Origin of the sequence: Algoriphagus aquimarinus (assembly GCF_900112005.1) — a bacterium.
GTDB lineage: Bacteria > Bacteroidota > Bacteroidia > Cytophagales > Cyclobacteriaceae > Algoriphagus > Algoriphagus aquimarinus.
Window position 1 is genome coordinate 1 of record NZ_FOKK01000030.1, and the last position, 25,549, is coordinate 25,549.

General features: G+C 40.2%; 24 protein-coding genes. 20 read left to right on the top strand and 4 right to left on the bottom strand.

Annotated elements, in window-relative coordinates; translation table 11 throughout:
* The 13 genes from BM291_RS21240 to BM291_RS21300 all read left to right on the top strand — a co-directional run.
* Positions 1 to 283 (top strand): integrase core domain-containing protein (locus BM291_RS21240; protein ID WP_139229167.1); only part of this gene is annotated, 283 nt, incomplete at its 5' end.
* Between the two features lie 725 nt (positions 284 to 1,008).
* Complete coding sequence (locus BM291_RS21245) at positions 1,009 to 2,160, top strand: DUF4221 family protein (protein WP_092901827.1); 1,152 nt, start codon at positions 1,009 to 1,011, stop codon at positions 2,158 to 2,160.
* 6 nt (positions 2,161 to 2,166) lie between these two features.
* Complete coding sequence (locus BM291_RS21250) at positions 2,167 to 3,318, top strand: DUF4221 family protein (RefSeq protein ID WP_092901830.1); 1,152 nt, start codon at positions 2,167 to 2,169, stop codon at positions 3,316 to 3,318.
* Positions 3,319 to 3,324: 6 nt separating this feature from the next.
* On the top strand, positions 3,325 to 4,473 hold the full coding sequence (locus tag BM291_RS21255) for a DUF4221 family protein (protein WP_092901833.1): 1,149 nt from the start codon (positions 3,325 to 3,327) through the stop codon (positions 4,471 to 4,473).
* On the top strand, positions 4,466 to 5,617 hold the full coding sequence (locus BM291_RS21260) for a DUF4221 family protein (RefSeq protein WP_092901837.1): 1,152 nt from the start codon (positions 4,466 to 4,468) through the stop codon (positions 5,615 to 5,617). The genes BM291_RS21255 and BM291_RS21260 overlap by 8 nt, the downstream gene beginning before the upstream one ends.
* Complete coding sequence (locus BM291_RS21265; protein WP_092901841.1) at positions 5,610 to 6,776, top strand: DUF4221 family protein; 1,167 nt, start codon at positions 5,610 to 5,612, stop codon at positions 6,774 to 6,776. Before BM291_RS21260 ends, BM291_RS21265 begins: the two co-directional genes overlap by 8 nt.
* Positions 6,769 to 7,911, top strand: coding sequence for a DUF4221 family protein (locus tag BM291_RS21270; protein WP_092901844.1), 1,143 nt, complete (start codon positions 6,769 to 6,771; stop codon positions 7,909 to 7,911). Before BM291_RS21265 ends, BM291_RS21270 begins: the two co-directional genes overlap by 8 nt.
* On the top strand, positions 7,904 to 9,052 hold the full coding sequence (locus BM291_RS21275) for a DUF4221 family protein (protein ID WP_175499766.1): 1,149 nt from the start codon (positions 7,904 to 7,906) through the stop codon (positions 9,050 to 9,052). Before BM291_RS21270 ends, BM291_RS21275 begins: the two co-directional genes overlap by 8 nt.
* Positions 9,045 to 10,193 carry a DUF4221 family protein gene (locus BM291_RS21280; RefSeq protein ID WP_092901850.1) on the top strand — a complete coding sequence of 383 codons (1,149 nt, stop codon included), beginning with the start codon at positions 9,045 to 9,047 and terminating at the stop codon, positions 10,191 to 10,193. Before BM291_RS21275 ends, BM291_RS21280 begins: the two co-directional genes overlap by 8 nt.
* The gene (locus BM291_RS21285; protein WP_092901853.1) at positions 10,186 to 11,325 is read left to right on the top strand and encodes a DUF4221 family protein; all 1,140 of its coding nucleotides are present in this window, start codon (positions 10,186 to 10,188) and stop codon (positions 11,323 to 11,325) included. The genes BM291_RS21280 and BM291_RS21285 overlap by 8 nt, the downstream gene beginning before the upstream one ends.
* Positions 11,318 to 12,475, top strand: a complete 1,158-nt coding sequence (locus BM291_RS21290) for a DUF4221 family protein (protein ID WP_175499767.1) — start codon at positions 11,318 to 11,320, stop codon at positions 12,473 to 12,475. The genes BM291_RS21285 and BM291_RS21290 overlap by 8 nt, the downstream gene beginning before the upstream one ends.
* Positions 12,468 to 13,613 (top strand): DUF4221 family protein, encoded by a 1,146-nt coding sequence (locus tag BM291_RS21295; RefSeq protein WP_092901859.1) that lies wholly within the window; start codon positions 12,468 to 12,470, stop codon positions 13,611 to 13,613. Before BM291_RS21290 ends, BM291_RS21295 begins: the two co-directional genes overlap by 8 nt.
* The gene (locus BM291_RS21300; protein WP_092901862.1) at positions 13,610 to 14,779 is read left to right on the top strand and encodes a DUF4221 family protein; all 1,170 of its coding nucleotides are present in this window, start codon (positions 13,610 to 13,612) and stop codon (positions 14,777 to 14,779) included. Before BM291_RS21295 ends, BM291_RS21300 begins: the two co-directional genes overlap by 4 nt.
* Positions 14,780 to 14,868: 89 nt before the next feature.
* Here the strand turns inward: BM291_RS21300 and BM291_RS21305 are convergent, their stop codons facing one another.
* The 4 genes from BM291_RS21305 to BM291_RS21320 are packed head-to-tail and all read right to left on the bottom strand — an operon-like array spanning position 14,869 to position 18,033.
* Positions 14,869 to 15,426: an FKBP-type peptidyl-prolyl cis-trans isomerase gene (locus BM291_RS21305; protein ID WP_092901865.1), complete on the bottom strand. Its 558-nt coding sequence runs from the start codon at positions 15,424 to 15,426 to the stop codon at positions 14,869 to 14,871.
* A 2-nt stretch (positions 15,427 to 15,428) separates the two neighbouring features.
* Positions 15,429 to 15,980 (bottom strand): FKBP-type peptidyl-prolyl cis-trans isomerase, encoded by a 552-nt coding sequence (locus BM291_RS21310; protein ID WP_245786939.1) that lies wholly within the window; start codon positions 15,978 to 15,980, stop codon positions 15,429 to 15,431.
* Between the two features lie 47 nt (positions 15,981 to 16,027).
* Positions 16,028 to 16,951, bottom strand: coding sequence for an FKBP-type peptidyl-prolyl cis-trans isomerase (locus BM291_RS21315; RefSeq protein WP_092901889.1), 924 nt, complete (start codon positions 16,949 to 16,951; stop codon positions 16,028 to 16,030).
* A gap of 47 nt (positions 16,952 to 16,998) precedes the next feature.
* A complete protein-coding gene (locus tag BM291_RS21320; RefSeq protein ID WP_092901893.1) occupies positions 16,999 to 18,033 on the bottom strand; it encodes a DHH family phosphoesterase in 1,035 nt (344 codons plus the stop codon).
* Between the two features lie 184 nt (positions 18,034 to 18,217).
* Here BM291_RS21320 and BM291_RS21325 point away from each other — a divergent pair, with 184 nt between their 5' ends.
* The 7 genes from BM291_RS21325 to BM291_RS21355 all read left to right on the top strand — a co-directional run.
* Complete coding sequence (locus tag BM291_RS21325; protein ID WP_092901871.1) at positions 18,218 to 18,640, top strand: nucleoside-diphosphate kinase; 423 nt, start codon at positions 18,218 to 18,220, stop codon at positions 18,638 to 18,640.
* Between the two features lie 504 nt (positions 18,641 to 19,144).
* Positions 19,145 to 21,655, top strand: a complete 2,511-nt coding sequence (nirB, locus tag BM291_RS21330) for a nitrite reductase large subunit NirB (protein ID WP_092901874.1) — start codon at positions 19,145 to 19,147, stop codon at positions 21,653 to 21,655.
* An 18-nt stretch (positions 21,656 to 21,673) separates the two neighbouring features.
* Positions 21,674 to 22,051, top strand: a complete 378-nt coding sequence (nirD, locus tag BM291_RS21335; RefSeq protein ID WP_092901877.1) for a nitrite reductase small subunit NirD — start codon at positions 21,674 to 21,676, stop codon at positions 22,049 to 22,051.
* 12 nt (positions 22,052 to 22,063) lie between these two features.
* Positions 22,064 to 22,642, top strand: coding sequence for a DUF4202 domain-containing protein (locus tag BM291_RS21340; RefSeq protein ID WP_092901880.1), 579 nt, complete (start codon positions 22,064 to 22,066; stop codon positions 22,640 to 22,642).
* A 4-nt stretch (positions 22,643 to 22,646) separates the two neighbouring features.
* Positions 22,647 to 24,458, top strand: a complete 1,812-nt coding sequence (locus BM291_RS21345; protein WP_092901883.1) for a sensor histidine kinase — start codon at positions 22,647 to 22,649, stop codon at positions 24,456 to 24,458.
* Positions 24,459 to 24,517: 59 nt separating this feature from the next.
* The gene (locus BM291_RS21350; RefSeq protein WP_092901886.1) at positions 24,518 to 25,180 is read left to right on the top strand and encodes a response regulator; all 663 of its coding nucleotides are present in this window, start codon (positions 24,518 to 24,520) and stop codon (positions 25,178 to 25,180) included.
* A gap of 124 nt (positions 25,181 to 25,304) precedes the next feature.
* The coding region (locus BM291_RS21355; RefSeq protein ID WP_139229168.1) for a transposase at positions 25,305 to 25,549 on the top strand (245 nt) is incomplete at its 3' end.

A 25,549-nucleotide genomic window follows, 5' to 3' on the forward strand; every position in this document is an offset into this window, starting at 1 on the left:
GATCAGTATGACCGAAAATGGAGATCCATTGGAGAATGCATTGGCAGAACGGATAAATGGAATAATAAAAGAAGAATACCTGGACTGCTATCAAATAGAAACTATCCAGGAGGCTACTTTGCTCTTAGAAGAAGTTGTCAAGCTCTACAATCAGGAAAGACCACACATGAGCATTGGGAACCTGACACCGGAAGAAATCCATCAAACCAATCAAAAAACAGAAAGGCTATGGAGAAACTATTACCCTAAAAAACGTACTCTTGTAAATCCATTACAGGACTAAATGAAACTGTAAACCTATACCAGTATTTAAACTCTAACCTGTAAACTTTTTTTAGGACGAGTCAGCATGTTGATTTTTCTTAGCCCCGAATGGGGCGAGACTCAACAGTTTCGCCCCATTCGGGGCTGCCATACCTCTCACTATCGCGTACCCCCGGCTTCGCCGAGGGTCATGAATCGTTTCGATCCTTCGGATCTTTTTAATAAGGAAATATATCTTATACTCTGAGTATAGCTCCGCAGGAGCGTTACTAGTTAGTTTTCGTTTCGCCCTATTAGGGGCTGCCAATGCTAATCTTTATCTCAAGATCCCCCGGCTTTGCCGATGGTCATGAAAAGTTACAATCCTTCGGATTTTTCCGGAAGGATAATGGGTAAACTACCGGATTGCATATCAAGAATAGGAAGTTTTTAAAAGAGTCAATTGCATTTTTTAGCTAGCTCCGAAGGAGCCTAACTATTCATGACCCTGTACAAAGTGCAGGGTTAAAGAACGATATGATTTTAGGAGCCCCGAATGGGGCGACACTATTTTAAGGAAGATTATAAATCCAACAATAAGTACTCGGAATTGCAAGCCCCATGGGATTGAAAATACTGAGTAGCGAAGTAGAGCGGGGTTACGAAAAGTTATTGCCATTTACCCCCAAATTTTTTGATTTATTAACATTCTAGGATCGCTTTTTTAAGACAGTTTATTTAGTTTTATAGCTAACCCTACTGTTTATGAAGAGATTATTTTTTTACGCTACTCTACTTGTTTCTCTTTATTCCTGTGAAACAAAAGATACTTCAGAGTCCACTTCACAAAAAAACATCTTAGAAAACCTGACTTATTCCATTGATACGGTGGTAGTGGATCCTGGAAATGAAATCATAGATCTTTCCCATGGTTCACGGTTTTCTTCCATTTCGCTAGACGAGAAGAAGTTCTTCCATTATGACTACAGTAAAACAGCCATTAACGAGATTGATCTACAAACATTAGCATTGACAGATATCTACCAATTCTCAAGGGAAAGCCCAAATTCTATCGGTTTCAATCCTCCCTCTATCCAACCTTTGAGTGATGACAGGTTTCTATTTGTTTCTTCTGGCATCAATGTCGGAATCTACAACATGAACGGAGAAAAAGAGAAAAGTCTAAAATTCAATTTTAAAGAAATAGGAGGTCTTGACATTGATGAAGAAAGCCTGATTACCAATAAAACCCATATCTCACCTGATGAAAAGCACCTCTTTGCCTTGACAAATCCTTACAAAACAAGTTCGGATGTAAGACTAATAATTATAGATCCAGAAGCAAAAACCGGAAAGTCAATTTCACTGCCCGCTATGATTTCAACGCTAAAGTTTAGAGTAAGCCTCAACACAGGAAAGCTATTTATGGGAAGGGGTGAAGGTGTTTCTTTGAATATTTTGAACAACAAACTTTTTATTACAAGCAGTGCCAATTCAGACAGCTATGTGTATGATTATCAATTTGACTCTTTGAGATTAGTTGAATTTCCTCACCAGCTAGTTGCTCCAAGCAAATCAGGTGAAATAAAACAAGAGGTGTCCGATGAAAATGAGTTCAAGGCTGAAACGGCCAAATTCATTTATCAAACAAGCTTTGATGATTTCTTATGGGATAAAAAGCGAAAACAATATTTCCGATTGGGATATAACTTAACACCACAGGAAACTCCTGAATTGGAAAAAGATTCTGAGGTTTTCCTCTTCACCTATGACAAAGACTTAAATCTCCTCGGAGAGACAAGGCTAGATGAAATTGATTATAGACTTGAATCCCCCTTCTTCAAAGACGGCAAGCTCTATTCCTATGTCAATGTCGATGACGAGCTCGGCTTCGCAGTATTCACTTTTAATTTTTAAGAAACTATGAAAAAACTCCTTACTATTTCCATTCTAGCACTTCTTTCTGCCTGTGGTGATAAAGAGTCTGAATCCACTGAACAGAAAAACATCCTAGAAAACCTCAGCTTCTCAGTCGATACAATGGTAGTGGATGCAGGCGATGATTTCTTTAACCTCAATTATGAGCTTGGTACCAGAGGATTAAATGAGGATAAAAGTCTTTTACTGTTTTTTGAAAATGATCCTCCAAAATTGGTGCAGGTGGATTTGAATCAATTGAAACTGGTCGGAAAAACGGAATTTGAAAAGGAAGGGCCTAATGGTACTGGTCCATACTTAACAGGATTCGAGGTGGGTACCAATGATCAATTGTTCCTGCAAAGTTATACTACCATGGGAGTATTTGACCAGGAAGGAAAAAAAATTGAAGACCTAAGAGTAGTTCCAGAGGGGATTGACCCAGAATTAGCAAATGACTACCCCGCGCTTTTCAGTGGTGCCATTTATGATTTTGATACTCAAAAAATTTACACCCAGCCATCTTTTGAAAATGCCGGTGAATATGGGCTATTTGTAATTGACCCAAAATCCCAGGATACTCAAGTTATACCTATCCCAGAGATGAAGATAATTGATGATCTCAGCGGAACTTTTGAGACTCAATCGGGAAAGTACACCACCTTCTTTTATTATGGAGTGCCGAGGTACACAACTTCCTTACCGGGTAGTCTGATTTTGTCTGGCAGCCCCATGAGTGGGGTATATGTTTTTGATAAGGAGTCTAATACGATTGAATTCAAGAATATTCAGCACCAAACTGTCCCAAATGTGATGCAGGTGGATATAGTCAAAAACCCCACTGATGAAGCTACAGTCAAAGAAAATCGAAAAAAGCTCAATGAACAATTGAACTACCAAGAAATCTTATGGGATGAAAGTCGGGAAATGTATCTCCGCTTTGGCAAAAAAACTTTTCTGGGTAAAGAGCAAGGCGATCCCACGACCTACGAACTATACCTTTTCGCCTACGATAAGGACTTCAATGTATTGGGTGAGACAATAGTGGAAGGGCTAAAGACTGTACCAAGTTCCTATTTCATGAAAGACGGCAAGCTGTACTCCTACGTCAACATAGAAGATGAGCTAGGCTTTGCTGTATTCACTTTTGATTTTTAAGCAACAATGAGAAAACTACTCCCTTTACTTTCCCTCGTCCTTCTCGCCTCCTGCGGAGAAAAAGGATCTTCTGAAAATGGCAACTCTTCAAGTCTGGATTTCACGGTAGAAATAGACACCGTGCAGGTAGATCCCGGAGCTGATCATTTTATTTATTTGGCTAAGTTTTTACGTTCATCTTCCCTCAGCTCAGATAAGAAAACACTCTATAATTTCAACCCAACCGTTCCCGAATTGGAGGTTATTGACCTAAATGAGTTAAGACTCAAAGAAGTGATAAAGCTGGAAAATGAAGGCCCAACAGGGGTTGACGCCGCGAATTCATATATACCTATGGTTCATGTCTCTGACTCCGGCGAACTCTTCCTGAATAATTGGTCTCACATGATTAAACTCAATGCAGCGAAGGATAAGAAAAGTAGGTATTGGTTTTCATCAGACTCATTGAAAGGAGAATCATTGTCAGAGGTTGAAAAGATATACCCTGAGGGATTTATGTCAGATGATGGAAAATTCTACTTTAGCAACTATGGAAAGCAGGATAATAGCCACAAAAATGGTCTCGCCATAGTGAATCTCAATTCCAAGGAACTAAAAAAAGTGCCACTGGATATTTTTGAAAAAATCGAAAAATTTGAAATTGTATTTAGACCTAATGAGGATTCCAAAACGTCTGTCACAGAGACAGTTTTTTACCTCCCATTTGAGGACAAAATTCTTATTTCAACTACAGCATATAATGAAATCTATCTAGTAAGCATTTCTGATGGCAGAGTAGAAAAAAAATCATTCCACTCTGAACTTACTGACGATTCCAAGCAAGGTAATTTTCAGAAAACTGCAGGTTCACAGAAAGAGCTGTTCGACCACGCAAAGGAGAAGGTGAAAGAGGTAAATTTCCTTAAGTTTCACTACGATGATCAAAATGAGAAATTCTGGAGATTCAGTACAACTCTCGATCGCATGATTGGCGATTCAGCTACCTACGATATTGTGCTAACTATTTTTGATCATAATCTCACCCAACTTCACGAGGAAAAAGTGGAGTATTCCGAAAAGGGTTCACTTACTTTCTTCAAAGAAGGCTCGCTTTATTCTTACATCAACCTGGAAGACGAACTTGGCTTCGTCCGAATCAAACCTAGCTATGACTAAACACAGATTCCTATTTCCAATTATTTTAATGGCCTTAGTCGGCTGCGGTTCTCAAGAAAGTGCTGAGAATACACAGGTCAATGCGATCAATTTCTCCTACACCATTGACACGGTTCGAGTCGATGCGGGTGATGATTTTGTCCATTTAGGCAATCAGCAACCAAGATTTGCACTTTCTTCAGACAAAAAATTACTCTACAATTTTGACCTGAATACTTCAAAACTAGAGATTATAGATTTGGATCGTTTGACACTCAAGGAAGCAATCACTATAGAAAAGGACGGACCCACAGGCATTGGATTTAACTATTGGTCTGTTTTCAATGTGTCGAACCAAGGAGATCTTTTTCTTGGGGAGGGGAAATATATACAGAGGTTGAATGCTGAGCAGGATCAATTGACCAAGTATTTCTTTCACTCAGACTCGCTTAAAGGGGATACCTTATCCAAGGATGAGAAAATCAATTTGCAAGGCGAGGTATCCGCTGATGGAAAATTCTATTTTGGCACCTATGGAAAACAAGGAGACTGGGACTCAGAAACTGGCCTTGCTATCGTAAATCTCCAGACCAAGGAGTTGCAGAAAATTCCCTTGAAAATCTACGAGGAATTCAAGCAGTTCAATCTTTATTTACAAGCTGCCAATGGAAATATTACCAGCGCTGCAGAGGAACAAGTCTATGTGATGCGGAATGGGAATCAACTTCTAATTTCCTCCTCGGCAATCAATGAGCTTTACCTATATAATCTTGAAAAAGGAACTACTGAAAAGAAAACTTTTCACTCCTCCTTGACTCCGGATAGTAAAAAGACGGATTATAAAAATCACAGTGAATCCCGCGATGAATTCTCCAGCCTTCAGCTGGAGAAAATGAAGGACGTGAATTTCGGAATGTTTCTCTTCGATGATCACAACAACATCTACTGGAGATACACTGTTCAACTAGATCGCATAAGTGAAAACCAACCAATTTTCAACAGCTACCTGACCATCTTCGACGAGGAACTCAATCAAATCCATGAAGAAAAAATGGATTATCCCATTTCCCTGTCTTACTCCTTCTTCATAGAAGGCTCACTTTATTATTACATCAACCTGGAAGACGAACTTGGCTTCGTCCGAATCAAACCCACTTATGAATAAAATCAAACTACTTACTCCAATTATTCTGGCGGTTTTAGCCAGTTGCGGCACTAAAGACGGTGCTGAAAATACGCAAGGAACGGCCATTGAACTCTCCTACGAACTGGACACCGTAATGGTGGATGCTGGGGACAAATTCATTTACTTGAATAGTTCTCTAATTAACTCCGGATTGTCTCAAGACGGAAAATATCTATACAATTTCAAAACTGGGGTAAATCCAACAGGCATAGAAGTTATTGATCTGGACAACCTGAAACTGGAACGGGTCATTCCAATGACCGTAGATGGACCCAATGCAATTCGGTCTCCCTACATGTCCAATATTTATATGCTTGCTGATGGGACTTTTTACCTATCGGACAATTATGAAGTTTATCATTTCGATCAGGAAGGAAACAAGCTTTCTACTATGGTCTATGCAAAGCAGGAGTTTGAAGGTGAGAGACTTCCGGAAGGCAAGAGGATCCAGTTAAATGAAACGCTTTCTAAGGATGAGAAAACCATTGCGACATTGTACGGTGGCGAGAAAATGGAAGATTCTGCAGACGGGCTGGCACTGTTTGATCTGGAAAATAAGCGTGTGAAGTACAAAGAGTTAGGCTTATTTAAGGAATTGGATAAGTATCAAACTATTTTCTATTATGAGAAAGTACACCCGATGAATATGCTTATGGCTGACATCAGCCTTCTGATGAAAAACGATAGTTTGTTGTTTTCAAATTCCGCTCAAAACAAGATTTATTTCTACAACCTCGCTACAGATTCCATTTCTTCTAAAACTTACTCCAGTAAATTCACCAGCCAGGAAGCTAAGGGAAACTACCCACCTCGCTCTGACTCTGAAGAGGAATTTCAAGCGATTTTCAATGAGAAAAGCAAAGAAGTCAGCTATGGTTCTCTATTTTTTGATGAGCATAACGACGTCTATTGGCGCTTTGCCAAGGAAATGGATTATATGAAAGGAGACACAATCCAATACAAAACCGTCCTAACTGCCTTTGATCCAGAGTTCAACCAAGTTCATGAGGAACTGCTGCCATCAGATTTCGTGCTTCCCTACAAGTACTTTGCCCGAAAGGGGATGATTTATACCTTTTTGAATATCGAGGATGAACTGGCCTTTGTGAGGCTTAAACCAACAATTTCCTATGAATAAATACCTAACTCTTATATTGGTTGCTGCAGTTATGATTTCTTGTAGCAAGCCTTCTGATACTATTGAGCAGCGGACTTTCACCGTTTCATTGGACACCGTACAGGTTGACTCCAAAGGCGAGATTCTCTTTCTGAATTACTTTCTAAATATTTCTACGCTGGATCCCTCGCAGAAATTTCTCTACAACATGAATATGATGAAAACTGTCCTGGAGAAAATAAACCTGGAAACCTTGAGTCTGGATACACTGATCCAACTCGAACGGGAAGGGCCAAATGGAATCGGTTCCCCATCCAAAATAATCGCATTGGAAAATGGAGGTTTTGTGTTTTCCAATAACTACACGCTAAGGTACATGGATGCCAACCGGCAAGTAACTAAGCAAACGACACTTACAAGAGAATCCTATATCACAGATTTGATTCCTTCCGGAAAAAGCCTAAGTGTACAATCCAACGGTATTTCGAATGATGGTAGATACTTGGCGGGCCTTTATGAAACCTCAGAAATGTCAGATAAACCTGAAGGAATCGTATGGTTTGATCTTGAGAGAGAAACAGGAAAGTTAATCCAAACTCAAGCACTGGATTTCATCAGGGAAAACAACTTAACCTTGGAACTAGACGGGGAAATAAGAGGAGGCTTTTCCACCGCTGTGTTTTTTGAACCTAGCAAGGATAAAATCCTATTTTCCCCAACTTCCAAAAACATGCTCATGATCTATGATTTGACGACTGACTCCCTGATCACCAAAAAATATGACAGCAAATTAACTAGCAATGAGCAAAAACCTGGGGAAGCAAAAACCATAACTGATCTCAACGAATTCGATAAGTTGAGAGAGGAAATAATTAAAAAGGTGACGTTTGGACCTTGGGAACTAGATAATAAAACCGGCTACCGCTGGAGATTTTCGAAAGAATTGGATCGCATGATTGGAGAAGACAGCCTGGTGTTCAAAACTGTATTGACAGCGATAGATCCCAATTTTGAACCACTTGGAGAAGTACAACTCCCAGCAGAATTTGAATTCCCTAATAATTTCCGAATGCACGATGGGATGATCTACACCTTTTTGAATATGAATGATGAGTTGGCTTTTATACGTATCAAACCAAGCTTTACTAATGAATAAGGATATCCTTTTAATCCTGGCAATTGCGCTAGCAGGCTGCTCCTCAGGGGAATCCTCCAAAAGCGAAACCGATAATTTCCAATTCTCCTACACCATAGATACCGTGATGGTGGATGCCGGAGAGCATCTCTTTTTTGTCAAAACGAACTTTGGATTTTCGGATGTAGACGCAGAAAATAAATTGCTCTATAATCTTAATATTATTGATCACAACGTCGAAGTTATCGATCTGGAGGAGCTAAATCTCAAGGAAGTCATCCAGTATCAGGAAGAAGGTCCGGATGGAATGGGTGGAGGATTTGTCATGAAAATCAATCAAACGCCTGATGGACAAACTATCCTTTATGACATTACGGGGATCAAGCGAATGGATGCTGAAGGGCATAAACTTGGAGAGGTCAAATTGGATCCGAAGGAATGGAAAGGCGATGAGCTGAAGGCTGGGGAATCTGTCAACCTCTCTAGTCTCTCGACCAAAGACGGGAAGATTTTTTATGGATTGTTTGGTACCCAAGGGCCAATTGCTGAAACGGAGGGTCTGGTGATCCTCAATACAGCTGATCAGACCAGGAAATTAATTAGAACTGACTTCTTAGATTTTCTGAAAGACTTTATGATTGAGATGGAGATGAATGGTAGGACCATGCGAATGGGGGAACAAACCAGGCTTAATCTGATCAATGATCAGCTTTTGATCTCTACCTCTGCAAAAAACGCGATCTGGAAATATGACATTCAAACAGATTCTCTGACAGAAAAAACATATGAAAGTACACTCACTTCAAATATCAAAAAAGGAAACTTTCCCCGACAAACCAGTTCACGAGAGGACCTCAACTCTGCAAGGGCAGAAAAGAGTAAAGAGGTCACTTTTGGCGATGTGATCTATGACAAAGACCGAATGATTTTTTGGCGCTTCAGCAAGGAAATGGATCGACTAGCTGCTAATGACAGTATTGTATATAAAACGATCTTGACTGCATTTGACGAGGAATTGAATCAGCTCGGTGAGGAACGTATTTCGGGAAATTATATCACTGATCTTAGCCCTTACTTAGTGGATGGCCAATTCTGGCATTTTTTGAACCTCGAAGATGAAGTGGCTTTTATAAGACTGAAACCAAACTTTGAAAATGACTAGATATCTATACCTATTAATCGCAATAGCTTTTATAAGCTGTTCTTCGGAAAAGAAATCCGAGGCAGAAAACAATGATGATTTTAAGTTCTCCTACACCGTGGATACCGTGATGGTGGATGCCGGGGAGCACTTCTTTTTTCTCAACGAGGATTTGAGTTTGTCAGATGTTTCCAAAGACCGGAAACTGCTCTATAATCTAAATCCAAAAACCTTCCTACTGGAGATTGTGGACTTGAACAATCTCAAATTAGAGAAGACAATTCAGTTAGAAAAAGAAGGTCCTGATGGAATTGGGCTGCCTTACTATGGAAAAATTCAGGTATTGGAAAATGGTAATATCGGTTTGTTTGGTCAGTTTAAAATCCACATTGTCTCTGAGCAGGGTAAGCTTGTTAAAACCATAGAACTTGATCAAATCAAAATTCAAAATAACGATCAAAAAGAGGAAGAGAAAATTGGATGGACCAGCGTACTTTCTGATGACGGCAAATTACTCGCGAGCACACTAGTCAACTTTGATTATAAAACACCAGCAAAAGGAATCGTAGTGATTGAGTTAGAGACTGACTCGATTAAGTACATTCCTATGAAACTATTTGAAGAGCTTAAGCAATTTGAAATCATGTATCAAGAGGGAAATGCTCCTGGTATCGCTACAGGAGAGTCTTCTTACCTGAGATTCATTGACAATAATCTGATTATATCCTCTTCGGCTTATAACGATGTGTATCACTATAATACTAGCTCTGACAGCCTTTCTCACTACAGTTTTACAGCTAGCCTTACAGACAACGAAAAAATTCGAAATTTCCCTAACGAAGTGCACTCAAGTAAAGAATGGACTGATGCTGAGAAGGCAAAAAACGAACAAGTTTCTTTTAGAGAGTTTTTGAAATTACCGGAACAAAATATCTTTTGGAGACTGAGTACAGACAAAGACCGTATGATTGCGGATTCTGTTGTTTTCAAGCAGGTCGCCACTTTTTTTGATGCTGATTTTAAGATGCTCAAAGAGCAAGAATTAGAGAATTTCCATGATTTCAGGAAGCCTTTCTTCAAAGATGGAATGCTTTACAGCTTTATTAATATCGAGGATGAACTGGCCTTTGTAAGGCTTAAACCAACATTTTCCTATGAATAAATACTCTTTTTTAGTACTCGCATTGGCTTTAGGTGCCTGCTCTTCAGAGAAGAAATCAGACGCTATAGAAGTTAAAAACTTCACCTTTTCCTACGAATTAGATACCGTTCACATTGATTCAAAAGGGGTACTGTTTTTCCTGAATAATGGGCTGATGGGAACAAGTTTATCTCCTGACTCCAATAAACTCTACCTATTCAACCGGCCTTTTTCTAGACTGGACATCGTTGATCTAGAAAAATTAGAGTATTCCGATTCTTTGGCATTAGAGCCAGAGGGTCCAAATGGAATAGGTCAGATGGGAATAGGAGATATAAATGTTACGGAATCTGGAGACTATTATTTCACGGTCTATCGAGAGATAAAGGGATTTGACCCTTCCGGAAATCTCATAAGAGAAATCAAATGGACTACTGATGAAGAGATCTTAAGTCAATTGAAAAATGGCGTATTGGAATTTAGAAATGATAGGATTTCGCCAGATGGCTCCACTTATTATGGTATATACACTGCCTCGAATATTCCTGAAAAGCCGCAGCAAGATGGTTTGGCCATCATGGATTTGAATACCAAAAAGCTGACAATGGTGGATTTACCCACCTTAAAAAAGCTTACAGAATTTAAGCTTCTCCTGGAACAAAATGGAGGTACTATCATAGCAGGTGATCAATCCTATCTTATAGTAAATGGCTCAAAATTCCTGATTTCTAACGGAGCTATGAACGGTATATCTGTCTATGATTTGGAGCTGGATTCTTTAAGAGAGTACTTCTATGAAACTGAATTATTGCCTGCAGAAAAGCCAGGGAATTATCCTCGGAAAGTGGGAACTATGGAAGAATTCAATTCGGCTATGGGAGAAAAAAACAAGGAACCTATGTACGGGGAGATTCACTTCGATCCTACCACTGGCTACTATTATCGTGTGAGCTTTTTGAAAGAAGTTAAACCTGATGGAAAAGTAGAGAAGAAAGGGGTGCTGACGATTTTTGATCAAGATCTGAATTTGATCCATGAAGAAATGGGAGATTTCGGAATTTCCTTTATGCGGAATGGAAGTTTCTACCGATTTATCAACATCGATGACGAAATGGCTTTTGAGATATTGACTCCAAAATATGACTATGAATAAATTAAATTGTTTGCTACTTGCACTGGCTTTGGTTGGCTGCTCTTCTGAGAAAAGTTCGGAGGGTTCTAAACCTGATGCTTTTGAGTTTTCTTATACTATTGATACTGTACAAGTAGATCCCGGCGATCACTTTATCTATTTGCAACAGAATTTAGGGTCATCAGACATCACTCCAGACGGAAAGTATTTGCTCAATTTCAATGCAAAAACTATTGAAATGGAAATCGTAGATCTGGACGAACTGAAGCTTTCCAGCGTGGTGAAATTGGAGCAGGAAGGCCCGAATGGGATTGGTACAAGTCCTTATTTTGGAGCATATCGAGCGCTATCCACAGATGAGTTTATGTTTGCCTCACAAAATAAAGTGATCAAAATGGACTTAACCACGAATCAGGCTACTTACTATTCCTTCAAAAGATCTGATTTGTCGCCAGACGCTCTGGCTGCAAATGAAGAACTTAAAAATGGCGGCTTACTTAGTTCAGATGGCTCTATATTCTATTCCTGGTATGGTATCCAAGAGAAACCTTACGAAAACCATGGCTTAGCAAAAATTGATCTTGGGAGCTTAGAAGTCAAGGTAATTCCGATTCCCCAGATGGATAAACTGGATCAATTCACTATCGAAGTTGCAATGAGTGATGGCACAGGTATGCGGGGGAAATTTGGTGAAAATATCACGTTGCTGGAGCTGGAAGACAAAATTATCATACAGCAATCTGCTTTTAATGAGTTTTGGGTACTTGATAAAGCAACATTGGAAGTAACTGTAAAAGCCAATAAATCTAACTTGACCGAGAATGTAAAAGCGGGGAATTTTGCCAACAAAGTAACTTCGCAGGATGCATTCAAAGAGGCCAGAAATGCAAGAGACAAGGAAGTTAGTTTTGGTAATCTCATACTCGATTCTGAGCGAAATATGATCTGGAGGATCTCCTCTGATTTTGATCATATGGATGGAGAGAAGATGGTTAGGAATTATTACCTCACGTTTTTTGACCTGGATCTAAACCAACTTGGGGAATACCAATTAGAAAATTGGATGATGGCAGGCAAGCCATTTATCAAAGATGGAGACTTTTATCAGTTTCTTAATCTGGAGGATGATATGGCTTTTGTACGGCTGAAACCAAACTTTGGAAATGACTAGATACCTATACCTACTACTAGTAATTGCTTTTATAAGCTGTTCTTCAGAGAAGGAATCTGAAACTGAAAAAACTGCTGCTTTTGATTTCACTTACACCATCGATACGGTGATGGTGGATGCTGGGGAGCATTTCTTTTTCCTCAACTGGGGTTTGAGTTTATCTGATGTTTCCAAAGATCGGAAATACCTTTATAATCTTAATCCTCAAGACTTACTTTTAGAAGTGGTAGACTTGGATAATCTGAAATTCAAAGAAGCAATAAAGTTGGAAAAAGAAGGACCAAATGGTGTGGGAGGAGGTTATATCTCCTCGATGCAAGTTCTGGATAATGGAAACATTATGCTTTATGATTTTAATATGATTTTCGAAATAACTCCCAAAGGCGAATTAGTTGAAAAGTTTGATTTTGACGCCAAGAATTTAAATGGATATGATCTAGGCGAAATGAACAGGCTAAGTCATCGTGGCTTATTTACTGGTGATGGGAAAACTTATGCAGCACCAATTTCCGGGAATAGTTATCCGGTTTCTTCTAAGGGATTAGGAATTTTAGATAAAGAAACAAAAGAACTACAATTCGTTCCGCTGGATATGTTTGCCGACTTGGACAAATTTCAGATTGCATTAGAAATGGAAGGAGGTGGGACTATGTCTACTGGTGAAAGTTTCTTTTCACAATTTGAAGAAAACCAATTGTATGTCAGCAATTCTGCATTCAATGAAGTCTACGTTTATGACATTGAACTAGACAGTTTGAGCCACCATACATTCAACTCCCAACTCACAGAAAATGCGCGAATTCTTAATTTCCCAACCAACGTAACTACTAGGGAAGCATTATTCGATGCATCAGGTGAAAAGAATAAACAAATACAATTTGGCCCATTCATTTCTGATCCAGCAAAAAGCCTTTATTGGAGATTTAGTAGTGAAGGGAAAGATAATAGTGATGACACGTTCTCAAATGATTATTACCTCACATTTTTTGATAGGGAATTTAACATGCTTAAAGAGCAAAAAATTGAAAATTTTAGGGGTATTCCAGAAACATTCATCAAAGACGGTATGCTTTACACATTTCTCAATATCGATGATGAACTGGCTTTTATAAGATTGAAACCTATCTTAGAAGAATGACCAGATTTCTGACTTTTCTTTTTTTGATAGTGATGATGAGTTGCTCTGCCAAAGAGGAAAAGGAGGAAGTAATGGTTCCCAAAAGCAAAATTGAGTTTAGCTATACCATAGATACCGTCAGGATAGATGCAGGAGAGACCAAGCCTTATTTGGGTATGAATCTTACGATGGCTGATTATTCTGCACAAGAAGGGCTACTATACAATCTGGAGCCTGAAACTGGGCGTGTGGAGGTGATAGATGTGGAAAAACAAAAGCTGCTGCGCTTGATCCAGTACGATATGCGGGGTAGGAATAGCATTAAGGAGTATTATCCTTCGGGGATTAAGAAAACTGTCCTGGGAGAGACGTTTTTCAGAGATTTCTATGTGATTCATCGGATGGATTCCGCACGAAAGAAAATCGAAACCTACAAGCTTGATAATAATTCTCTGAAAGGTGATCGGCTGCCCTATGAAACTACTATAGATGGATCTGGCGAAATCGCTTCTGATGGAACGTATTATGCGGGTTTCTATGGCAACTTCAATCCAAAAGGCCAGATTCTCGGAATCGCAAAAGTGAGGTTTTCGGATAAATCCATGAAGCTTATTCCGATTGATTTCTGGGATCAACTGAAAGAATACACCATCACGGTGAATCATTCCATCGGGAGAAGAAGCAGTTCTACGGAGATGAAATTCCTGACTTTGAATGGCCCTGATTTCATTTTGTCCACTTCAGCAAGTAATGAGTTGTGGTACTACATGTCTGAAATTGATAGCGTCGTTCACCGATCCTATCACAGTATGATTACTTCCGACAAGAAAAGTGGGGAGTATAAAAAAGAAGTTACTACCCATGCGACATTCGAGTACTGGGCTCAGCGGAAGAATCAGGAAATTACGTTTGGGCCATTAGTCAAAGATCCGGATTCCCAACGCTTCTATCGCTACAGTCGTGAGCTGGACCAGAGCAATCCGGAAAGTGCGAGGTATGTCTATGTATTGACGGTATTCAACGAAAAGCTAGAGCAAATCCATGAGGAGAAACTCAGGAACAGGATTTCAATTTTGGGAAAATACTTTGCTGGAAAGACCTTTGTGCACAAGGGGATGATCTATTCCTACATCAATCTGAATGATGAAATGGCTTTTTTACGGCTAAAACCAGATTTCTCTGAATGAGAAAGTATTGGCATTTTATTTCGCCTTTTGTGTTCAGTACTTAAAAAAGTAAAGACAAAAAAAAGAGGGCCGAAGCCCTCTCTTATTTTTTAGTCCATTCCTTTGAACTCTACATCGAAAATCAATATCGAGTTGGCTGGAATTTTAGTTTGCGTTTCAGAATTCTGATAAGCTAATGGTGAGGGTATGATAAATTTTGCCTTTGAACCTGATCTTAGTCTTAGGAAGCCTCTATCCCAACCTGGAATAACACTGCCTGAGCCTAGAACGAAGCTGAAAAGGTCATAACTTCTACTTTCATCATAGATATCATTATCTCTAGCTACTTGTTCTATATTGGTGTCAAACACAGAGCCATCGCTCATCAACGCCCCCGTATATTTAGTATAGATAATATTTCCGCTATTCGGGCGAGAGCCTATTCCTTCTTCTTGTACAATCACCACGACGCCGCTTTCAGTATGGATGCGGTATAAGCTATCTATCTCTGCGGTTTCAAGGTACTTTAGGATCAAAAGGCTGTCTTGTGTCAGGTTACCTGCATAATCATAAGCAGGCCCAGTGTCGTATGGGTTTTTTGAATCGCAACTAGCGAATACGACTGCTATCAGTAGAAAAGCGAAAATACTAAGTCTATAAATACTCATAATTACTGCTGTGGTCCTTGAGTTACCTCTATAAGGTTTAATTCAAATATAATTGGAGCGTTTGAAGGAATCGAACCACTACCTTGTTTACCATATGCAAACATAGATGGGATAAATACGGTGGCTTTATCACCTTGCTCCATTTGACCCACACCAAATTCGAAACCTGGAATCAATAGATTGAAACCTACTGGAAAATCAAGAGGAGTATAGACTCTAGACGAAGAAAATATTCCCTCATCTACTGCCACCTGCTTGATAGAGGTATCAAATACTTTATTTGAAAGCAATTTGCCAGTGTAATCTACCTTCAAGGTATCTCCAGCAGTTACACCCATTCCAGAATCAGAGACTTCTTGCCAAATAACTCTTAGGCCACTAGTTTCGTCATAAAATTCTTTGACGTTGACAAGTGTGTTAGAAGCTATGTATTCTTCAATTGCTGTCTTGTCCTTCGAAAGAATTACATCGTCGGTAGCCTCTTCGTCAATACAAGATGCCATTGCGAAACTGCCTGCAATCAGGCTTAATATGGCAAATATTCTAATTTTCATCGTCGTTGGTTTTGTGTTAGTTACTGGATTTACTTACAGTACGGCTCTTACTGTACTTCCGCTACATCCACATCGAAAACAAGTACTGAATTAGCAGGAATCATGTCTCCAGCTCCATTTTCTCCATAAGCTAGTGGAGAAGGGATGATAAACTTGCCTTTTGATCCTTTTTTTAACAATAATAAACCTTCGTCCCATCCTGGGATTACTTGACCCATACCTACAGTCACAGGAAGTGGCTCATATGGTCTACCTTCGTTAAACATGTTGTTTTCTTTTGCTATGGATTCCACAGAAGTGTCAAATAACGTACCGTCAAGCAAGTAACCTGCATAGTTCACACGCATGGTAGTACCTACAGAAACAGGCTCGCCAGTTCCTTCTTCTTCGATCACATAGTAAAGTCCGCTTTCTGTTTTCTGAGCAGCTAGACCTTTTTCTTTGATGTAATCTTGAATGATTTTCTCTTCTTCTATTATTCTCTCTTTAGCTCTTTCACCTTTTTTCACGTCCTCAGCAGCCATCACTTTTTCAAAGTATGCCTGAATAGCTTCTTCGTTCATGATTTCAAATGCTCCCAAACGAACTTTTACGATATCTTCTTTATTCACTGTTGGAGGCGCATTTTCTCCATAAATATTTTTAATAGAAGTTTCGAAAGCAATACTATCTCCTTTGCGAAGGCTTAGGAAGATCTCATCCATACCCGTCTCAACTGGCATAGAATCATTGGCCATTATATAGCCAGGGAAAGGATAATCTGCCGTGGAATAAATCACAGAATCAGATGCAGTAGTGATCTCAAGGTTGTAAAGTAAAAACTCACCGTTTGGAGCTTTTTCATTTCCTTCTTTTACATAGGTATATTCGATACCGTCTTTTTCAGTGACTTTAGTTTTTTTACATGAAGTCAAGATGCTCGCTCCAACCAAGAGAGCAAGGATTGCCAAAAGGCTTTTTGAATTTTTCATAAAGGATAAGTGATTTTTCAAGGTAATGTGGTGGTGTTCGAAGGTCATCAATCTGCGGTAACGGGAACAGAACGGTATAAATCATCCTGATTCTCTTCCACTAAAGATTCGAATCGCTCTACGGTGTCTCTAAGACTTAATGTGGACTTGCCTCCTGAGGCATTTTTATGTCCACCTCCATCAAAGTATTCTGCTGCAAATTTATTCACAGCAACTTCACTGGATGATCTAAAGGAGATTTTAATACCGTCTTCGCGTTCCGAAAATAAGGCTGCCAACTTTATCCCGTCCAAAGATAAAGCATAATTGACCAAACCTTCGGTATCGCCTGTACGGCTTTGATATTTTTTAAGATCTTTTTTGCTGATCGCAAAATAGGCCATATGAAGATCTTCACAGACCACCAGACGACGACTGATAGCAAAACCGATAAATTTCAATCTATTCACCGAATTGGAATCGTAGATCCAATTGGCAATTTGGGAAGTGTCGGCACCTAAATCCAGCAATTCCGCGACCACAAGGTGCACGTTCTTAGTGGTGTTGGGATGTCTAAACCCACCCGTATCGGTCATGATGCCTGCGTAAAGACACTCTGCGATGTCTTTGTCTAGAAGTTTCTCATCTCCTAGCTGTACGATTAGTTCATATACCAATTCACAGGTAGCGGCGGCCTCTGTACTCCAAAACTTGAAGTCAGCAAAATCCTCCGGATCCTGATGGTGATCGATATTGATTACGAGTGCATCCGACTTGCGGATCATTTCGCCTAATTCATTGACCCTTTTTAAGACAGAGAAGTCCAAACAGAAAATAAGATCAGCTTCATTTAACTTTTGGGTGGCAATCTCTGTGTGCTTGGGATTACTGAAATCCAGCACAGAATCATTGCCTTTCATCCAATTAAGAAATGAAGGGTAATCCGTTGGCGTCACCACAGTTACCTCATGTCCCTTCTTGAGTAGGTAGTTAGCCATTCCCAATGAAGAACCCAATGCATCGGCATCGGGTTTGACGTGAGTGGTAATGAATATTTTTTTGGGTGAAGATATCTCTCTCTTAAACGAGGCTAAAGCTTCCATTTTATACATTTAGCTGCTTTTTGGCTCTTGTAGCTCGCAAAGGTCAGGAATTTTTTGACAATTCCCAATTATAGTAGTTGGCTGACAATGAAGGGGGTAGCTTATAATTACAGAAGTAAATGCAGAGAATGCTACTAAAAAGTCTATTTTTGCGCCCGATTTAAACCAATGAAAAACGAATAACATGGCAACTAACAGAACATTCACCATGATCAAGCCTGATGCTTTTGCTGCAGGTAATTCAGGAGCGATTTTGAAAATGATCGAAGAAGCAGGCTTCAAAATCGTAGCCATGAAAGCTACTCAATTGACTCAAGCTATCGCAGGTAAATTCTACGAAGTTCACTCAGAAAGACCTTTCTACGCTGATCTATGTACTTATATGTCTTCTGGACCTATCATCGCAGCTATCCTTGAGAAAGACAATGCAGTAGAAGATTTCAGAAAATTGATCGGCGCTACCAATCCTGCTGATGCAGCTGAAGGTACTATCCGTAAGATCTTCGCTAAGTCTATCGAAGCAAATGCTGTACACGGTTCTGACTCAGACGAAAATGCAGCTATCGAAGGATCATTCTACTTCTCTCAGACAGAAAGAGTAGGTTAATTCTAGCACAAAAATAATTTGAAAGCACTCCGTCATGGAGTGCTTTTTTTTGTTTAGAGTGAATTTGAAAATGACCAGATACTTCATGGTATAACCACGATGGACACAGAGGGCGACACGTAGATCGAAACGTAGCGTTATCCTGCTTCTCGAGAATGCCCTTTTTATTGTAGTCTCCTGACTGCCTCACTATCCGAAGAAGCCTCCTCCTCCAAGATTTGTGAAGCCAAATTCAAGATAGATTTATCTAATAGCTGATAACACAATTAAGACAACGATCTGAATTCACTCAGTCTTCCCGTTATTACGTATGCTTGACACTTAGTAGAGTAAAAAATACGTACTAGGTATTTGAAATTTTAATAAAGCATCCATTTGACTGTAAATGGATGCTTTATTACTTTTTAAGCTGCTTTAAAATACTTATTATAAGTAAGTATTTCTCTACTGTTTTCTTTGTAATTACGTATTTATACTTATATTTGGATTCTAAATTACGTAGCCATGAAGAAAGTTATTGTCATAGGAAATGGAATGGTAGGGTATAAGTTTTGCGAAAAACTAGCTGCTCACCCTCTTCGTGATCAGTTTGAGGTGGTAGTCTTCGGGGAAGAATTCAGACCAGCTTATGATCGGGTTCATCTAAGCGAATACTTCACGTTGGATTCTGCGGATAAGCTACTTTTGGCTTCCCGGGACTGGTATGGCGAGAATAATATCACGCTTCGCTCGGGAGAAATGATCACTTCCATCGAGACTGAGACTAAGCGGGTTTTCACGCATAAGCATGACTATTTCGAATATGACTACCTGATTTTGGCTACAGGTTCAGCTCCTTTTGTCCCTAGTATCAAAGGCGTGGACAAGCCGGGTGTATTTGTCTATAGGACTATCGAAGATCTTGATGCAATCAAAGACTACGCAGACAAACTTAAGCAGGAAGGTAAATTTAAAGCATCTGTCTTAGGTGGAGGATTGCTAGGTTTGGAAGCGGCAAATGCTGCCAAAGAGCTCGGGTTGCAAACTGATGTAATCGAATTCTCACCACGACTCATGCCACGTCAACTGGACAAAGCTGCCAGTGACATGCTTCAAAGCAAGATCGAGAGCCTCGGAATGAAAATTCACTTGGGTAAAAACTCCAAGGAAATCGTAGGAGAAGCAGGTATAGAAAAAATCGACTTCACTGACGAAACTTCCCTCCAAACTGACATGCTGATCATTTCCGCAGGTATTCGTCCTAGAGACGAATTGGCTGTGAAATGTGGCTTACGAACTGGCGAGCGGGGTGGAGTCTATGTAAATAATAAAATGGAAACCTCCGATCCGGCGATTTACGCGATCGGAGAAGTAGCATTATATAATAATGGCATCTACGGACTAGTCGCTCCTGGATATGAGATGGCAGGAGTCGCTGTAGATCAAATTGCCGGTGGAGAAAAACTTATGAGTCCTTCCATAGACATGTCGACTCAACTGAAATTGGTGGGAACGGAAGTGGCATCATTTGGAGATCCTTTTATCGAAAATGATGAAATAACCGCGATTGTTTATGAAAACAAGCAGCGTGGAGTTTACAAGAGAATCAACATAGTTAAAGACGGTTCGAAGCTATTGGGCGGAATCATGGTCGGTGATTCTTCAGATTACAATACGCTTTTTCAGTTGTACATAAATGCGATGAAGCTTCCTGAGAATCCGGAAGATTTGATCTTGGGTTCCAGAGGTGGAGAGAGCAAAAGTGCATTGGGTTCAGTGCTGGATTTGCCAGATACAGCTCAGATTTGCTCTTGCGAAGCAGTATCCAAAGGAACGATCTGTGACTCTATCACAAGTGGTGCTTGTTGCACTTTCTCAGATGTAGTAAAACAAACAAAAGCTTCCAGTTCCTGTGGTGGATGTAAGTCTATGGTGACAGATTTGGTTACGGCCACTTTGAAATCCATGGGACAAGAAGTGAAAGAAACTATCTGCGAACACTTCGAGTACAGCCGTCAGGAAATGTACGATTTGGTAAAGTTGCACAGCATTATGGATTTTGATGAAGCACTGGATCGTCATGGCAAAGGTCATGGTTGTGAGATGTGCAAGCCCGTTTTGGCTTCGATTTTCGCTAGTATTTACATGGAAACTGCCAATCGTCAGGCTCCTATTCAGGATTCGAACGATAGATTTTTGGCCAATATTCAGAGAAACGGTACCTATTCTGTAGTACCAAGAGTTCCGGGAGGAGAGATTACTCCGGACAAATTGATGGTGCTGGGACAAGTGGCGAAGAAATACGATCTCTATACCAAAATCACCGGTGGTCAGAGAATTGACCTTTTTGGAGCTCAGCTGCATGAATTACCATTGATTTGGAAGGAACTCATCGATGCTGGTTTCGAAAGTGGACATGCCTACGGTAAATCACTGAGAACAGTAAAAAGCTGTGTGGGATCTACCTGGTGCCGCTTTGGATTGCACGATAGTGTAAGCTTTGCCATCAGAATCGAAGATCGATACAAAGGCCTTCGTTCCCCTCACAAACTAAAAGGTGGCGTATCTGGCTGTATTCGCGAGTGTGCTGAAGCTAGAGGCAAGGACTTCGGAGTAATCGCAGTCGAAGGCGGTTGGAACCTCTTTGTATGTGGTAACGGCGGAGCTACTCCGAAGCACGCAATACTTTTGGCAGAAAAACTAGACGACGATACCTGCATCAAATACCTAGATAGATTCTTGGTTTACTATATCAGAACGGCCGCTCCACTTCAGCGAACTGCGCCTTGGTTGGACAAGTTGGAAGGTGGAATAGAATATTTGAAAAAAGTAGTGGTAGAAGATTGCCTCGGAATAGCCGAAGAACTGGAAGCTGAGATGCAGGAGTTGGTAAACCAGTATGCATGTGAGTGGAAAGAAGCTATCGAGGATCCTCAGATGATGAAGAGATTTAAGCCTTTTGTCAACTCTGATGAGACCGACGAAAGCTTGGTATTCGTGCCAATGAGAGATCAAAAAATGCCTAGACCTTGGTAATCCAATAAGAAAAAGATCATGGAAGAATTATTAAAAAACTATCAATCCGTAGCAGATCAGCACGCTATTCATTGGATCAAAGTAGGTCAGACAGGAGACTTTCCGGAGAATGCTGGAGCCTGTGTGAAATACAACTTCAAGCAAATTGCAGTTTACTATTTCACCAGAACGAACTCCTGGTATGCCTGTCAGAATCTTTGCCCACACAAGATGGAAATGGTTCTTTCGCGTGGCATGACTGGCGATTCTCAGGGAATTCCAAAAGTGGCTTGTCCGCTTCATAAGAAGACCTTTTCGCTGGAAGATGGTAGCAATTTGAACGGAGAAGAATACAGTATTGCGACCTATCCGGTCAGGATTCAGGAGGGAAATGTATATATTGGATTCGTAGATTAATCCAATTGACACATGAACAAATTCCAGAAAGCAATCTCATTGATCGATCAGGTCAATGCGGAAGACCCCATCAAAGAAGAAGTATTGGGAAAAGTGATTGCAAAAGAACTGTTGTACTCCATTCGTATGACCGAAAAAATCGATCAATTCGATCCTGAATCTTCCGAAGCTATGCAGCTCGCCGTGAGGGCACAACACATCGGAAGATGGAAAATTCCTAGATCAGATTACCCGATGGATCGAGTGGGTTATCTCAAGTGGAGAGAAGAATTGAAGAAGATGCATGCTGATATGGCTGCGGGGATTCTACAGGAAGTTGGCTACGATGAGGAGACTATTGAAAGGGTGAAATTCCTGATCAGAAAGAAGCAGCTGAAAACAGATCCTGATACGCAAACCATGGAGGATGTCATTTGTCTGGTTTTCTTGGAATATTATTTCGAAGAATTCGCTGCCAAACATGATTCTGCCAAAGTCATTGATATCCTTCAAAAAACCTGGGCAAAAATGTCTGAAAAAGGACATAGAGCCGCTTTACAATTACCATTTTCACCTTCAAGCCTCGAATTAGTCAAAGAAGCTATTACCTAAACAAATGACTGGTACACCGCGATCGCTGGATCAAGATACTTTTAATCGTCTCCGCCGCCTCTACATTATTGCTTTGGGAGCAATTGCCATCTCCTTGATCGCAAGCCAGATTCTCATCAGAAAATATCTGAATGATCAGGAAAATGACAGTCGTCTGGTCAATGTGGCGGGCAGGCAGAGAATGTTGAGTCAAAAACTGAACAAGGAAGTTCTTTTACTGTCGCAAAGTCAATCTTCTGAAGATTCAAAAGTGCAGATAGACACAATTCAATCCACGCTGAATCGCTGGGAAAAAGCACATCAGCTTTTACAGTTGGGAGATGAATCACAGGATTTCAGTGTTGACAATAGCTCTGAAATCACGGGTATGTTTGAGGGAATCAATCCAGATTTCAAACAAGTGATTGATGCAACGCAGAATTTCATTTTTCTGAAATCAAGTACTTCTGAGGATTCTTCTACCATGGGGGAGCAATTGAAAATCATTGAAACCAACGCAACTGGCTTTCTGATCAAAATGGACGAGATCGTGAATCAATACGATCACGAAGCCAAGGAGAAAGTCTCAAGCTTAAAGCAACTGGAATTGCTCATAACGATCTTCACATTGCTGGTCTTAGTCGGCGAGTTTTTGATCATCTTTTGGCCTTCGGCCAAAGCCATGAAAGCAAGTATTCATGAGCTAATGGATGCAGAGGAAAAAGCAATTCGAATGGCCAAGAATGCAGATATACTCAGTCAGTCAAAGGAAAAATCAGTACGGGAACTACAAGCGCTTAGCAAAGCGATGGATCAGATTCTGCTTTTTGCGAGGATCACGCCAGAAGGCTACATCACACATATAGGTGAGCGCTTCAGCAGGCTTTACAAAGCACAGAAATTCAACATCAATGCGAAGATCTCTGATTTGCTCTCTCCCTTGGAAAATGAGCAGCTCACGATAGATCGCATCATTGCCGAAAACAAAAAATCTGGTTGGGAAGGTGAGTTCAAGACAACCTCTCAAACTGGTGAAGAAATTTGGCTGGATGTGTCCATGATTCCTTTCAATTCTGCTGAGGACAAATCAGAGTTGATCTTGATTTGCATGGATATCACCAAGCGTAAGGAGTATATGCATCAGGTGGAGCAGCTGACTAAGGAGAGTTTTGAGGAGAAAATGCATCAGCAGAAAGTGATATCAAGGCAAATCATCGAGAACCAAGAGAATGAGCAAAACCGCATTGCAAAGGATATTCACGACGGCATTGGGCAAATGCTCACTGGATTGAAATATTTATTGGAAAGTGTAGACTCTTCTGATCCGGAAAAAGCCGAAGTGAAGATTATCAAGCTCAAAGAACTCACTTCAAATATCATCAAGGGAGTGCGAACTGCCACCTTTAATCTTACGCCTCCGGAATTGAAGGATTACGGAATTGTGCCAGCGCTGACAGAATTGACGCAGGAGCTTTCCAAGCTTACTGGAAAAGAAATAGTGCTTTTCAATAAGTCCGAGTTCTCACAGCGATTGGATTCTTTGGTGGAAATCAATCTGTACCGGATCACGCAGGAAGCGATCAACAATGCGATTAAATATGCAGAATCCTCGCATATCATTGTCACCGTCTCGCATAGTCAGAATATTCTGAGCATCATCGTGGATGACAATGGAAAAGGTTTTGACAAATCGAAACTGAAAGCTAAACCAGACGAGGAAGGCGGAATGGGGCTCACATTTATGAAAGAACGGGTGAAATATATCAACGGAAGATTGTTCATTAATTCCACACCAAACGAAGGTACTAAAGTCACGCTCAACATTCCTTTGACGTAGATTTCCTAGATTTTTATACGTAAATTCTGTTACTTTACTACGTATTTACTTAAGCGCATATGAACCCAATCAAGATAGTTTTAGCCGATGACCACGAATTAGTACGTGATGGGATCAAGTCCCTACTTGAAAGTGAAAAAGAGTTTCATGTAATCGATGAGGCATCTGATGGAGTGGAAGCGCTAGAAGTGGTCGCACTGCAAAATCCAGATTTACTGATTGTGGACATTCGAATGCCTAAAATGAATGGACTGGAAGTGGTGAAGGAAATGTCCAAATCATTTCCACATATCAAAAAGCTTGTCCTATCTATGCATGATTCGGAAGAGTATGTAGTGGAGGCCGTTGAAGCTGGGGCCGATGGGTATTTGCTCAAAGGGTCCTCGAAAAGTGAGTTTTTGAAGGCTTTACATACCATAGCCGGTGGCGGGAAGTTTTTTGCTGGAGATGTATCTGCTTATATCATCAATAATTTTGTCAACGGAAAAGCCAAGTCTTCATCCAAATCAGAAGTGCTTCCAGAAGAATTGGCGAATCTAACCAATAGAGAAAAACAGATACTCGAACTTATATTGGAAGGGAAAGGAAATAATGAAATCGCTGATGCGCTGGATATCAGCAAGAGAACAGCGGAAGTACATCGGTTTAATTTGATGAAAAAAATGAATGTCAAGAATTTGGCAGAGCTAACCACAAAATCAAGAGATTTAAATCTGATCTAATAGAGATACTAAATTTACTGACTCTACGGGATTTTGCACGTAGCCAAATATTATTTGACAGCTTGTGACAAGTAGTTCCTAAATAGGTCGAATTGGTTTTCCTTGGCTAAAAATACACAAAGCCATGAATATCATTGAGTTTATCCAGCATTTTCCAAACGAGGAGAGTTGCGAATCCTACTTGAAAGCTTACCGTGAGAAGACAGGGATCTATTGTAAAACCTGTAAAAGTAGCCCTAAGCAATACTGGTTTTCAGGAAAAAAATTCTTCGAGTGCAGTCAATGTAGAAGAAGAACTTCTCTAAAAGCCGGTACAGTTATGGAGTCTAGCAATTTGTCTTTACATACTTGGTTTACCGCTTTTCTATT

Excerpts from the sequence above, each read along its gene's own strand:
- BM291_RS21245 (WP_092901827.1), top strand. The coding sequence starts at position 1,009 with ATGAAGAGATTATTTTTTTACGCTACTCTACTTGTTTCTCTTTATTCC.
- BM291_RS21250 (WP_092901830.1), top strand. The coding sequence starts at position 2,167 with ATGAAAAAACTCCTTACTATTTCCATTCTAGCACTTCTTTCTGCCTGT.
- BM291_RS21255 (WP_092901833.1), top strand. The coding sequence starts at position 3,325 with ATGAGAAAACTACTCCCTTTACTTTCCCTCGTCCTTCTCGCCTCCTGC.
- BM291_RS21260 (WP_092901837.1), top strand. The coding sequence starts at position 4,466 with ATGACTAAACACAGATTCCTATTTCCAATTATTTTAATGGCCTTAGTC.
- BM291_RS21265 (WP_092901841.1), top strand. The coding sequence starts at position 5,610 with ATGAATAAAATCAAACTACTTACTCCAATTATTCTGGCGGTTTTAGCC.
- BM291_RS21270 (WP_092901844.1), top strand. The coding sequence starts at position 6,769 with ATGAATAAATACCTAACTCTTATATTGGTTGCTGCAGTTATGATTTCT.
- BM291_RS21275 (WP_175499766.1), top strand. The coding sequence starts at position 7,904 with ATGAATAAGGATATCCTTTTAATCCTGGCAATTGCGCTAGCAGGCTGC.
- BM291_RS21280 (WP_092901850.1), top strand. The coding sequence starts at position 9,045 with ATGACTAGATATCTATACCTATTAATCGCAATAGCTTTTATAAGCTGT.
- BM291_RS21285 (WP_092901853.1), top strand. The coding sequence starts at position 10,186 with ATGAATAAATACTCTTTTTTAGTACTCGCATTGGCTTTAGGTGCCTGC.
- BM291_RS21290 (WP_175499767.1), top strand. The coding sequence starts at position 11,318 with ATGAATAAATTAAATTGTTTGCTACTTGCACTGGCTTTGGTTGGCTGC.
- BM291_RS21295 (WP_092901859.1), top strand. The coding sequence starts at position 12,468 with ATGACTAGATACCTATACCTACTACTAGTAATTGCTTTTATAAGCTGT.
- BM291_RS21300 (WP_092901862.1), top strand. The coding sequence starts at position 13,610 with ATGACCAGATTTCTGACTTTTCTTTTTTTGATAGTGATGATGAGTTGC.
- BM291_RS21305 (WP_092901865.1), bottom strand. The coding sequence starts at position 15,426 with ATGAGTATTTATAGACTTAGTATTTTCGCTTTTCTACTGATAGCAGTC.
- BM291_RS21310 (WP_245786939.1), bottom strand. The coding sequence starts at position 15,980 with ATGAAAATTAGAATATTTGCCATATTAAGCCTGATTGCAGGCAGTTTC.
- BM291_RS21315 (WP_092901889.1), bottom strand. The coding sequence starts at position 16,951 with ATGAAAAATTCAAAAAGCCTTTTGGCAATCCTTGCTCTCTTGGTTGGA.
- BM291_RS21320 (WP_092901893.1), bottom strand. The coding sequence starts at position 18,033 with ATGGAAGCTTTAGCCTCGTTTAAGAGAGAGATATCTTCACCCAAAAAA.
- BM291_RS21325 (WP_092901871.1), top strand. The coding sequence starts at position 18,218 with ATGGCAACTAACAGAACATTCACCATGATCAAGCCTGATGCTTTTGCT.
- nirB (WP_092901874.1), top strand. The coding sequence starts at position 19,145 with ATGAAGAAAGTTATTGTCATAGGAAATGGAATGGTAGGGTATAAGTTT.
- nirD (WP_092901877.1), top strand. The coding sequence starts at position 21,674 with ATGGAAGAATTATTAAAAAACTATCAATCCGTAGCAGATCAGCACGCT.
- BM291_RS21340 (WP_092901880.1), top strand. The coding sequence starts at position 22,064 with ATGAACAAATTCCAGAAAGCAATCTCATTGATCGATCAGGTCAATGCG.
- BM291_RS21345 (WP_092901883.1), top strand. The coding sequence starts at position 22,647 with ATGACTGGTACACCGCGATCGCTGGATCAAGATACTTTTAATCGTCTC.
- BM291_RS21350 (WP_092901886.1), top strand. The coding sequence starts at position 24,518 with ATGAACCCAATCAAGATAGTTTTAGCCGATGACCACGAATTAGTACGT.